The 11,292-nt window shown below is 58.4% G+C and carries 12 protein-coding genes (1 of these 12 only partly in view); 10 read left to right on the plus strand and 2 right to left on the minus strand.

Annotated features, from left to right (window positions below; genetic code table 11):
- From AB4Z24_RS01970 to AB4Z24_RS01980, 3 genes are all read left to right on the plus strand, one after another.
- Positions 1-1,499, plus strand: partial view of a M23 family metallopeptidase gene (locus AB4Z24_RS01970; protein WP_441705503.1) — the 3' portion only. 574 nt of this gene lie to the left of the window's left edge; the window shows 1,499 of its 2,073 coding nt (coding positions 575-2,073); its start codon lies beyond the left edge, outside the window; its stop codon occupies positions 1,497-1,499.
- A gap of 195 nt (positions 1,500-1,694) precedes the next feature.
- The gene (locus AB4Z24_RS01975; RefSeq protein WP_441705505.1) at positions 1,695-2,528 is read left to right on the plus strand and encodes an alpha/beta fold hydrolase; all 834 of its coding nucleotides are present in this window, start codon (positions 1,695-1,697) and stop codon (positions 2,526-2,528) included.
- A 219-nt stretch (positions 2,529-2,747) separates the two neighbouring features.
- On the plus strand, positions 2,748-3,002 hold the full coding sequence (locus AB4Z24_RS01980) for a hypothetical protein (RefSeq protein ID WP_441705506.1): 255 nt from the start codon (positions 2,748-2,750) through the stop codon (positions 3,000-3,002).
- Positions 3,003-3,059: 57 nt separating this feature from the next.
- Here the strand turns inward: AB4Z24_RS01980 and AB4Z24_RS01985 are convergent, their stop codons facing one another.
- Complete coding sequence (locus AB4Z24_RS01985; protein ID WP_441705508.1) at positions 3,060-3,485, minus strand: c-type cytochrome; 426 nt, start codon at positions 3,483-3,485, stop codon at positions 3,060-3,062.
- 269 nt (positions 3,486-3,754) lie between these two features.
- Here AB4Z24_RS01985 and AB4Z24_RS01990 point away from each other — a divergent pair, with 269 nt between their 5' ends.
- The 5 genes from AB4Z24_RS01990 to AB4Z24_RS02010 all read left to right on the plus strand — a co-directional run bounded on the left by AB4Z24_RS01990 (position 3,755) and on the right by AB4Z24_RS02010 (position 8,292).
- Positions 3,755-4,699, plus strand: a complete 945-nt coding sequence (locus tag AB4Z24_RS01990) for a metallophosphoesterase family protein (RefSeq protein WP_441705510.1) — start codon at positions 3,755-3,757, stop codon at positions 4,697-4,699.
- 4 nt (positions 4,700-4,703) lie between these two features.
- A complete protein-coding gene (locus tag AB4Z24_RS01995) occupies positions 4,704-5,081 on the plus strand; it encodes a c-type cytochrome (RefSeq protein WP_441705512.1) in 378 nt (125 codons plus the stop codon).
- Between the two features lie 53 nt (positions 5,082-5,134).
- A complete protein-coding gene (locus AB4Z24_RS02000) occupies positions 5,135-5,677 on the plus strand; it encodes a sigma-70 family RNA polymerase sigma factor (RefSeq protein WP_441705514.1) in 543 nt (180 codons plus the stop codon).
- Positions 5,674-6,489, plus strand: a complete 816-nt coding sequence (locus AB4Z24_RS02005; protein WP_441705516.1) for an anti-sigma factor family protein — start codon at positions 5,674-5,676, stop codon at positions 6,487-6,489. Before AB4Z24_RS02000 ends, AB4Z24_RS02005 begins: the two co-directional genes overlap by 4 nt.
- A 336-nt stretch (positions 6,490-6,825) precedes the next feature.
- Positions 6,826-8,292, plus strand: coding sequence for an ArnT family glycosyltransferase (locus AB4Z24_RS02010; protein ID WP_441705518.1), 1,467 nt, complete (start codon positions 6,826-6,828; stop codon positions 8,290-8,292).
- Positions 8,293-8,413: 121 nt separating this feature from the next.
- On the opposite strand, the gene AB4Z24_RS02015 is transcribed toward AB4Z24_RS02010, so the two are convergent.
- Positions 8,414-8,875, minus strand: a complete 462-nt coding sequence (locus AB4Z24_RS02015) for a hypothetical protein (RefSeq protein ID WP_441705520.1) — start codon at positions 8,873-8,875, stop codon at positions 8,414-8,416.
- 398 nt (positions 8,876-9,273) lie between these two features.
- Here AB4Z24_RS02015 and AB4Z24_RS02020 point away from each other — a divergent pair, with 398 nt between their 5' ends.
- Positions 9,274-10,758, plus strand: coding sequence for a DUF1254 domain-containing protein (locus tag AB4Z24_RS02020; RefSeq protein WP_441705522.1), 1,485 nt, complete (start codon positions 9,274-9,276; stop codon positions 10,756-10,758).
- A 223-nt stretch (positions 10,759-10,981) separates the two neighbouring features.
- Positions 10,982-11,206, plus strand: coding sequence for a hypothetical protein (locus tag AB4Z24_RS02025; protein WP_441705524.1), 225 nt, complete (start codon positions 10,982-10,984; stop codon positions 11,204-11,206).
- Positions 11,207-11,292 lie beyond the last annotated feature (86 nt).

Here is an 11,292-nt window from a genome sequence, read left to right on the forward strand (position 1 = left end):
CCGAACAAGGCGAGGATGCCGATGAAAACGCGGGAAGCGGACTGTCCCGATCGGATGTCTCGACGAAGGTCGTCGAACTTCTGGGAGGCATCCTGCCCGAAGAGGACGGCCAGGAGCTCGACGCTCAGGAAGTCCAGGACATCGTCGAGCGCGGTGCCGAAGCAGGAAATGCGCGTGACAAACTTGGTGACGGCTCGGGTCTTCCTCTTGATGGCGTCGCGGCTTCCGGCCCCGCGATCCCGGCCCAAGGCACGGACTCCTGGCAGCCGAAAGCGGCGACTGCGGACAATTTGAACACGACCGATATCTTCAAGTCGACCGAGGCGCCCGACGAACCTTCCGACGATCTCGAAGGCGGCCAGGTCGTTGTCGTCAAGGTGGGCCCGCAAGACACCCTCGCGAAAATCCTCGCCAAAGCCGGCGCCCCCGAATGGGACGTCCACAGCATGATCGAGGCGGGCCACAGCATTTTCTCGGAAAATGCGCTCGTTCCGGGTCAGGAAGTCCGCATTACGCTCATTCCATCGCTGTCCGACCCGCGCAAGATGGAACCGGCGCGCTATTCGATTTTCTCCGACGGCCACGATCATCTCGTCACCGTCAGCCGCAGCGCCGCCGGCGAATTCGTGGGATCGTCGCAACCGCCATTCGACGCCGAGCTTCAGCACATCGCCAACAGCGACGGCGACGATCCGCAGAATGTCAGCCTCTATGCGAGCGTCTATTTCGCCGGCCTCAATCAAAGCCTTCCTGCGGATACCATTTCGAAGGTCCTGAGCATCAACGCCTTCGATACCGACTTCCGCCGCCGCGTTCGCCCGGGCGATACGCTCGAAATGTTCTTCGACATGAAGGACGATCCGTCGACCGAGGGTAACCCCGGCGAACTGCTCTACACGGCGATCTCGAGTGGCGGCGCCGTCTATAAATTCTATCGCTTCCGCTCGGCCGACGGCGTCGTCGATTACTACGACGAAGACGGCAACAACTCGAAAAAGTTTCTCGTCCGCAAACCCGTGCGCGGCGAGGACGTGCGCCTCACTTCAGGCTTCGGTGTGCGCTTCCACCCGTTGCTCAACACCCGAAAAATGCACACCGGCGTCGACTGGGCCTGCGCTCAAGGCACGCCGATTATCGCCGCAGGCAACGGCACGATCGAAGAAGTCGGACACAAAGGCTATTACGGCAATTACATCCGTATTCGTCACGCCAACGGCTATCAGACCGCCTACGGCCACATGAGCCGCTTCGGCAACGTCACACCCGGCATGAAAGTCCGCCAAGGCCAGGTCATCGGCTTCGTCGGATCGACCGGCTTGTCTTCGGGACCGCACGTCCACTTCGAGGTGCTCGTCAACAACCGCTTCGTCGATCCGATGTCGATTCAGGTGCCGCGCGAACGCAAGCTCGACGGCAAGGACCTCTCTGAGTTCCAGAAGGAACGCGCCCGTATCGAAGATTTGATGCGCCGCGCCCCCGTCATGACGAAGAACAAATAGCGCCGCTCCTCAGCTTTCTATCGTCGCCGTTCAATAATCAGTAGGCGTTCATTCTTTGTAGATGGTTGACGCAAGGCGTCTTTGCGTTGCCTCTCGAATTTGCTCAGTTTTGCGATCGGTCTCTCCGCAAGCACCGCGATTTTCATTGCGACAGGCCCCCGCGAAACACCCAACTCCATAAAAGGAACCACTGGGATGAGCGATACGATCACCACGCCCGACGGCGTCACTATCTATTTCAAGGATTGGGGACCGCGCGATGCTCCGATCATCTTCTTCCATCACGGCTGGCCGCTGAGCGCCGATGATTGGGACAATCAGATCCTGTTCTTTCTCCACCACGGCTTTCGCGTCATCGCCCACGACCGGCGCGGGCATGGCCGCTCGACCCAGACGTCAACGGGCAACGATATGGACACCTACACCGCCGATCTTATCGCGTTGACCGACGCGCTCGATCTCAAAAACGCGATCCACGTCGGGCATTCGACTGGCGGCGGCGAAGTTGCGCGTTACGCCGCTCGCGCGAAGCCGGGCCGCGTCTCGAAAGTGGTGCTCATCAGCTCCGTGCCCCCGATCATGCTCAAGTCGGCAAAAAATCCAGGCGGCCTGCCGATCGAGGTGTTCGACGGCTTCCGCGCCGCGCTCGCAGCCAATCGCGCGCAGTTCTACGTCGATGTCGCAAGCGGCCCCTTCTACGGATTCAATCGACCCGGTGCGAAGGTGAGCCAGGGCGTCATCGATAACTGGTGGCGGCAAGGCATGATGGGCGGCGCGAAAGCGCACTATGATTGCATCAAGGCGTTCTCGGAAACCGACTTCACCGACGACCTGAAGAAAATCGCCGTCCCTGCCCTCGTCATGCATGGCGACGACGATCAGGTCGTGCCCTATGCGGATGCAGGACCGCTTTCCGCCAAGCTTTTGAAAAATGCCAAGCTCAAAACCTACAAAGGCTATCCGCACGGCATGGCGACGATCCATGCGGACGTCATCAATCCGGATCTGCTCGCATTCGTGAAAAGCTGAAGCAGATACGCACGGCGGCGACTCTTATGTGCCACGCGCCGCCGTGCGTTTTGCGTTTGCGCGATTTCGAGAATAATCGCGCGCGTAAAATCCTCGGAAACCATTTGTGAATGCTCTGATGGAAAGCTGGTATCGCCAGCAAATTTCGAATCGCCGAAAATGTTGGCGGGGTCTCATCAACCGTCCGCGGGGGACGAAAACACCGAGGGAACGAGAACTATGAAAACCTTAGCTGGATGTCTGATGGTCGCCGCGGGAGTTCTCCTCGCGCCGGTCGCAGCCAACGCGGGCGAGCGCGTCACCGATGCAGCACTGGGCGGATTGGCCGGTGCCGTCGTATTCGGACCCGTCGGCCTCGTCGCAGGCGGCGTGATCGGCTACACGGCCGGCCCGAAAATCGCCTGCAAGATCGGAGCGAAGAACTGCTACCGCCGCGCCCACTATCGCCGTGACCGCGATCGCCCGCGCAACTAGTCCATCTCCACGTATCGTGGCCGGCGCCGCAAGCGTGCCGGCCGCGCAATTCATACCTTACATCTTGTTGCCTGGCTTCGTGTCCTGCTTCAGGAAGGCAATAATTTTGGCGCGCTCGCCCGCGTCCGACAGTCCGCTGAAGATCGCGCCCATGTTGTTGCCCGGCACGACGGCGTTTGGATTTGCTATCCACTGATCGAGTATTTTTTCGTTCCAGGTAATTCCTGAGCCCTTGAGCGAGTCTGAATACGAAAAACCGGGAACAGTTCCCGCCTTCCGGCCGACGACGCCATAAAGCGTCGGACCCAATCGATTGTCGCCCTTGTCGAACGAATGACACTCGCGGCAATGACCGTTGAAAGCGAGTTCCAGATCGTCATTGGACTTGTTTTGAGCGAGGACCGTCGCGGTCCAGCCGAGGTTGTAGATCGTAGCAGCCGCGGCAACGAGAACGCCTGCGGTCCAAATCGAAACCTTTTTCATGCGCACCTGAATGAGAAGAAGGGGGAAGAACCGAGCGAGTTTTGATATGCTGCCAACACTCTGAAAACTTCGCAACAATCCGACTGTTCCCGCTCCGCCCTTTACAATTGGGACAGGTAACCGTCCGCCCACGGCCTAGACTTCTAGCCGGACCGAGACGTGCGCGGCCCGCGCAAGATCGCCGGGAATAAGTCGGGAATAAACCGCAGGGTCGCCGAGTCTTCCCTTCCGATCCGCCAATTTGCGGACTCCACGGAAAGGGATTTTTCATGAGCGATAGTGATCACGAAGACGGTCTCAACCGGCGCCATGCGCTGGAATGTATGATCTGGGCGGGCACAGGCGTGCTTTGGACAATCGCGGGCGGCGTTCCGAAGTCTTTGTCCTTGCTCGATGGCGCCGAGGCAGCGGAAGCCGCCAAGTCTGGGTTCACTTTCCTGCAGATTTCCGACAGTCACGTCGGCTTCAACAAGGCGGCGAACCCGCACGCGCTCGAAACGCTTAAGGAAGCTATCGGACGGATCGACGGGCTTCCCGCCAAGCCAGCCTTCATGCTCCACACCGGCGACATCACGCATAGCGCCAAGCCAACGGAATTCGACGATGCCAGCCAGATCATCGGCGGCACGGGCGTCAATGTCCACTATGTACCCGGCGAACACGACATAACCGACGAAGCAACGCAGAAGGCTTATCTCGAGCGCTACGGCAAAGGCACGAGCGGCGGCGGCTGGTACAGCTTCGATAGCAATGGCGTACACTTCATTGGCCTGAACAACGTCGTCAATCTGAAAAATTTCGGTCTCGGCTATCTCGGACACGAGCAGCTCGAATGGTTGGAAGATGATTTGCGGCCGCTATCGGCTTCAACGCCGATCGTTGTCTTCGCGCATATTCCTCTCTGGTCGGTATATCCGAACTGGGGCTGGGGAACCGACGACGCGGCAGTTGCCCTTGGCTATCTGAAGCGCTTTGGATCGGTGACCGTTCTCAACGGCCACATCCACCAGCTCATGCAAAAAGTCGAAGGCAACGTCACGTTCCACACCGCCCGCTCGACCGCCTTCCCGCAGCCCGCGCCGGGAGCCGCACCATCACCTGGACCCCTGGTCGTGCCGGCCGAAAAACTTCGCGGCCTCTTAGGGATCACCAACGTCGCGTTCAAGCGCAATGAGTCCCCGCTGGCCATCACCGATACGTCACTCGCGGATTGATCTCATGAAATTTGCCCGTAAATGGCTGCCCGCTTTCCTCATGCTGGCCGCGATATTTTTTGGACAAACGCGCGCGTTGGCCGCTGGCGACGCGTCCCATGGCGAGCAGCTTTACCAAGGCTGCCAGGATTGCCACTCATTGGACACCAACGATGTCGGCCCCAAACATCGCGGAGTCTTCGGCAGGAAAGCCGGCTCCGTCCCTGACTACAGCTATTCCGCAGCCCTTAAGAGTTCAGGTATTACGTGGACGGACAATACACTGGACCAATGGCTGACAAATCCGCAAAAGTTCGTGCCGGGATCCGAGATGTTCTATCATCTCGACAGTGCTCAGGATCGCGCCGATGTCATCGAATACCTTAAGCAGCGTGCGAAGTAGAAACTCAGATGCAGTTTCATCAGTCCCTGAACGGCTGACTTGAAAGCGTGGCGATGGACGATCGGCAGCGATTTCGTGAAGTGGTCTTGCCCCATCTCGACGATGCGCTGTCGCTCGCCCGTTGGCTGACCGGGAACGTGCCCGATGCCGAGGACGTGGTGCAGGATGCGTGCCTCAGAGCTTACCGCGCCATCGCGACCGCAAAGGGCATCAACCCGAGAGCGTGGCTTCTCGCCATCGTGCGCAATACCGCGTTCACGTGGCTCGCCAAGAACCGGCCGAAAACTGCCGTGACGACGAACGATGAAGCGCTGTTCGAACGGGCAGGTCTTGAAATGGTCGATCCGCAGGCGTCGCCCGAGGCAATCCTGATCGGCAAGATCGATGCCGAGCAACTGCACAGCGCGATTGCAGCGTTGCCGTTGCCCTATCGCCAGACCCTGATCCTGCGAGAGATCGAAGAACTGAGCTATCAGGAGATTTCGAAGATTTTGTCGATTCCCGTAGGCACCGTCATGTCCAGGCTTGCGCGCGCGAGAAATCTGCTCATTCAGCGCCTCGTCATGGCTGGTAAGGGAAAGGCAGGGGCAGCATGAACAAACCGTCGGCATGGTCCTCCCGTGAGGAATCTCTTCTGCTGCTGAATGCTTATCTGGACAACGAGCTGGATGCCGCTTCCGTTTTGGAGATCGAGCGCCGCATGGCGGCCGACCCGGCGCTGAAGTTGGAACACGACCGCCTCGTGCAACTGCGCGGCGTACTTGCTTCGCAATTGAAAACGCAGAAGGCTTCGAACGACCTCCGCCAGCGCATCGAAGCGATGGCCGAGGACACGCCTCCCCCCGTCGTAGAGCGGCTCGCCGCGCCAGCCCATACTCACATTCGCAGTTACGCTTGGCGTGAAATGGCTGCCGCCGCCGCCCTCGCAGCGATTATAGCCGCTGGCGGCACCTACGCCTTTCTGCGTCCGAATTCCCAATCGAACGAGATCGCAGCGATCGTCGCCGATCATCAGCGCGCCTTGCTCGCAGCCACGCCGTTCGATGTTGCGTCCAGCGATCGCCACACGGTAAAGCCCTGGTTCGACAGCAAGCTCGCGCTCTCCCCGCAAGTTATCGATCTGTCGAGCGCGGGGTTTCCTCTCGCGGGCGGCCGCGTGGAGGTGATCGATGGCAAGCCCGTTCCAGTCCTCGTCTATCAGCGACGCGCTCACATCATCAGCGTCGTTGCAATACCCCGAGCCGGACAAAAGGATACGACCGAGCCGTCGCTCGCGACGACGAATGACGGATATTTCGTCATCCAGTGGCACGGCCGCGACTTCGACTATACCGTCGTCTCCGACCTTGCCGAAAACGAGCTCGACGAGTTCGTGAACCTCTGGCGCCACGCCGCCCGCGTCAACTGAAGCCTGCTTCGATTGCCCGCTCACGCCGTAATGCGGACGGAGTTTTCAGGATGATCACAGCGCTCGTCTCCGTCGGTGCCGCGTAGGGGGCGCTGAGGAATGCCAGCCTTCCGCGGAGGCAAAGGCTATTTTCGGGAATTATGCGGTAAACGGACATAATGGGAATTCGCGGACCTCCGCCGGCATGACTAGGACATTGGCGCCACAGGCGAACTTCAAATCGAAATACATACAGAACCGTAAGAGAAACGGCGTTATTCTGCCCTTGACGACAAAGCAAGTGAACTCGACAAGCAAACTCTCGTCTATCTCTCGCCGTTAGGTGCCTCCCAAAAAATGACAAATGAAATTGCTGATTTCCGCCTCGGCGAGTATGAGCGCGCATCAGCGCTGCAACAATCGGCGCAAAGAGTCATTCGCTTTTGGGAGGCGCTAGCCGCTCGAGATTTATCGTTTCTTTTGCTGATTGGCGTCTGGCTGCTGGTCGCGGTGCCACCCGCGCTTTTTCACGGATATCATTATGTTGAAGGACTAACCGTAACCATTGCCCAGAGCGCATTGGACGACGGGAATTGGCTTACGCCACACCTCTACAATTTCCGCTTTATAGAGCGGCCAACGCTTTTATCCTGGCTCATCGCGGCAATGAGCCTGCCATCCGGCCATGTCGTTCCATTTATCGCGCGTCTGCCGATAGTTCTATCGCTTCTGGCAGGTGTTCTTTTGGTTTGGCGCGCCTTGCGGCCGGTGGCAAGCCGCGAGGCGGCGGTGTTTGGGGCTGCACTGTTTTTAGCGAGCCCCATCGTAATGCGATATTACGCGACGTCGGTGGCCGACATGCCGCTGGCGGTGATACTGTTCGGCGCTTTCCTCGTGTGGTGGCGTTCGTATGCCACGGGGCGAATTTCTGTTGGCCGTTGGATTGGTATTGGTGGGCTTCTGGCGTTAGCCGCTCTCCTGAAAGGCCCTCAGCCCGTCGCCTATTTTATGCTGGGCCTCCTCACGTTCGTCGCCATGACATCGACGTGGTGGCAAATTCCGGGCCTCGTTCTGGCTGGCCTTCTCGCGGCTATTCCTGCCGGCTCATGGTACGCCTACGTTTTCGTGCCAGGTGATCAAGGCGAATGGCTGAGATACACACGGCTTGCCTCTAATGGGATCGCTCTCCCGCATCCGTTTGCCAACGCCGCCGACTTCTTTTTCGAGACCCTTCCAGCGGCGTTCTTGGCTGGCGCCCTCCTGATAACGGGCGCCCGGTCTGTCAAACAAACCGTCCCACAAAATTTCATCCTGGCGCTGAGCTGCTACGCTTTTGCGTGTACTTCGATCATTCTGTTTTGGCCCGCCGAGGTCAATCCCCGCTATATCTTGCCGATGGTGCTGCCGCTGTGCGTGCTTGGTGGCATCGCCTACGATGCTTTGTCTGAACGTCGGACAGTCCTCGTTGCGAGCGGCGTTTGTATCACGATCGCCTTTTTGGGATATGCCGCGGTCCATTCGATCGTCGATGGAATGATCAAGCCGGCTTATATTCGTTCGAAGATTGCGAGTGCACAAATTGCTGAGCTCGTCCGCAATGCACCGGCTCCGATTTATCGGACAAACATGTATGCGGGCCTGAATGAATTTTCTTATGTGCCCTTGAGGGTTAGGACAATCGATCCAAACACGGTATCGACGATCGCAAAGCCCGCATGGATCGCAGTTCCCGAAAAAGACGCACCTGAAATGATTGCGCAAGGCAAAGGACGGACAAAATCCTTCCTGGTATTGGACCGGGCGATTTTGCTCAGATTGGAATAGGCCGGCCGCGCGTCTGGGCGCGCGCTGCATTTCAGCCGGTGTCTGTTTCCGGGCAAGTCCGGACGCGATGCTCATAGGCGTCCGAAAGTGGGGCGGCGGGGCCCCGCTTTTTGCAATCGGTCTAAATTTTTTCAGCCGGTTCTACGACGCGAATTTGGAATTCCCCGCCATTTTGGTTGGCGCTGGATTCCGCCAACATGCCAACCACTCCGAACATCCTCGCAACCGTCGCCTCAGATCGCGGCGAGACTTCAAGCGCATAATGCGCGCCTGGCTTAGCCGCGAGCGAAATCTCGTAGACGTTGGGATGCAAAACGCTGTCGACAACGATCTTGTGATGGCCGGCGGGGACATCGAGCATTGTCGATCCGCCGATTCCAAGACTGGCCACCTCTCGGCCATCGATCCGTACACGCGCCGCGTCTCCGGCCGATTCCAAAGTATCGGTTCGATAAATCTTGAGGCGGGCATCGGATGTTCGAAGTGGCATGTTGGCGAGGCCGGCATTTTCGGCACTCTGGCTGCCGCAGCCAGCGAGTGTTACGCCGATCAAAACAATACCGATGAATTTGAGATGCCGCATATCGTGCATTCCTCACCGCACCACCGGGATACAATCAAGGGGAATACAATCAGGGAATGCACGTTTCAGCTATCGCGAAAATGCAACACGCACTGTAACTTCAATCAAACAATAAGGACAGAGGGCATGCCCTGTTCCGGGCAGGAGCCTAACGACCACACGCGGGGCAAGCGACCTCGCCCCCACCGTCATCCCGGCGAAGGCCGGGATCCAGTCAAGCCTGGACACACACGAGATGTTGACACTTGTCCGGGTGCCGGCCTCCGTCGGCATGACGAAGAGCGTGGGCCAGAAGCGGAATGCTTCGTTTACCCTGTGCAATATGATCCAAGCGCGATCGTCGGAAAACCGTAGTCTCCATCCCGGGCGTGGGGTTCGAGAGGGCAGGAGCCTGCAACATGCCAGAAAGTTCAGCGCGAGGACGACGCGTGCTTATGAGTGCGCTCATTTCCGCTGCGTCCTTTGCCGTAGTGGCCGGTCACGCGACGACGGTCAGAGCCGAGACCATCAGCCCGCAGGAAGCGCACGACATCGCCGTCAATGCCTACCTTTATTTCTATTCCCCCGTGACGATGGATTTGACCCGGAAGCAGCTGATCAATACACCGCCTGGCAAGGGATCGATCGGCGGTCCGATGAATACCTTCGCAAATATAGATGCCTATCCGTCCGCCGACATGCGGACCGTCGTCCGCCCGAATTTCGATACGCTCTATTCGAGCGCCTGGCTCGATCTTACGAAAGAGCCTGTGGTTGTCTCGGTGCCCGATACGAATGGCCGATACTACCTCTTGCCGATGCTCGACATGTGGACGGATGTCTTCGCCTCACCCGGTTGGCGAACCACCGGAACTGAAGCCGGTAACTTTGTCATCGTGCCTCCGGGTTGGAGGCCCGATTTGAAAGAGAAGCTGATCGACGAGTTCAAGCTGCCCAAAGACACGGAGCGTATCGACGCGCCGACGCCCTACGTCTGGATTATCGGCCGCACGAAGACGGATGGCCCGGCTGACTACGATGCGGTTCACCAGATTCAGGCAGGCTATATGATCACGCCGCTGTCCGAGTGGGGAAAAACGCCAAAGCCCATCGAAGCCAAGATTGATCCGAGCGTCGATGTAAAGACGCCGCCAAAAACCCTCGTCGATACGATGCCTGCCGGCAAATTCTTTGCCTATGCCGCCGAACTATTGAAGCTCCATCCTCCGCACATTACGGACCAACCCATCATCGCGCAGATGCGCCGCATCGGCATCGAACCGGGCAAAAGCTTCGACATCACCAAATTGGATCCCGCCGTTCAAAAGGCTCTTGAAACGGCGCCGCAGGACGCGCAGCAGCTCATCAAATGGAAGCTCCCGACGCTGGCACGTGTGGCCAATGGCTGGTCGATGAACACCGATACGATGGGAGTCTACGGCAACTACTATCTGAAGCGCGCCCTCATTACCCAATTTGGCCTCGGTGCCAACCTGCCCGAGGATGCGATTTATCCAGCAAACCTCGCAGATGACACGGGAAAGCCTCTCGATGGCGCCAATAAATACACGATCCATTTCGACAAGGCGACGATGCCGCCGGTCGATGCCTTCTGGTCGATCACGCTCTACGATGATGAGGGATTTCAGGTCGCTAACGATCTAGATCGCTTCGCTCTAAGCAGTTGGATGCCCTTCAAGTTCAACGCGGATGGCTCACTGGATCTCTATTTTCAGAACGAGAGTCCCGGCACCGATAAGGAAGCGAACTGGCTGCCGGCGCCAGAAGGGCCGTTCAATCTCACCATGCGCCTCTACGCCCCGAAATCCGATGCCTTGACCGGAAAATGGAACCCGCCGCCGGTGGCGCGTAGTGTGGGTCTCGCGCCGGTGACAGCGCAGTGAGGATATAACAACGCCCGGCCTTCGCTCGCCGGGCGTTCCCGCTTTCGAAAAAACGCGACACGAACTCGTGCCCTTTGTCAGCATGGCGAGATGCGGGGAGCTATCCGCGCTTGCCTTAATACGACGTACGCGTCATTAATGCCGGGTTCAGTTAACAGGATGGAAACTAAGAATGGCGTGCTCAGAAATGGGCAATTTCGCGCGTGCTCAAGGAGATTTTGTCATGAAAAAATTTTTCGCTCCGCTGCTCGGTCTCGCTCTTCTTTCCATCGACCTCTCGTCCGCGGCCTCACCGGCTCTTGCTCTCGGTGGCTGCGGTCCGAACCGCCATCGCAGCAGCATAACCGGCCGCTGCATCTGGGGCGGACAAAATCAAGCATGGTGTCTCAGGCATACGGGCCATCGCGCTGTTCGCGCGCCCAACGGGGAACTGGTCTGCATTCGATAAAACCTCGTCCCCGAAAATTCTATTTCTCTGCAGCTTAGATTTTAGCCGAACAGAGCGCCCCACGCTCGCATGTTTCGCTAACGGCC

It is taken from the genome of Hyphomicrobium sp. 2TAF46 (assembly GCF_052114865.1).
Lineage (GTDB): Bacteria > Pseudomonadota > Alphaproteobacteria > Rhizobiales > Hyphomicrobiaceae > Hyphomicrobium_B.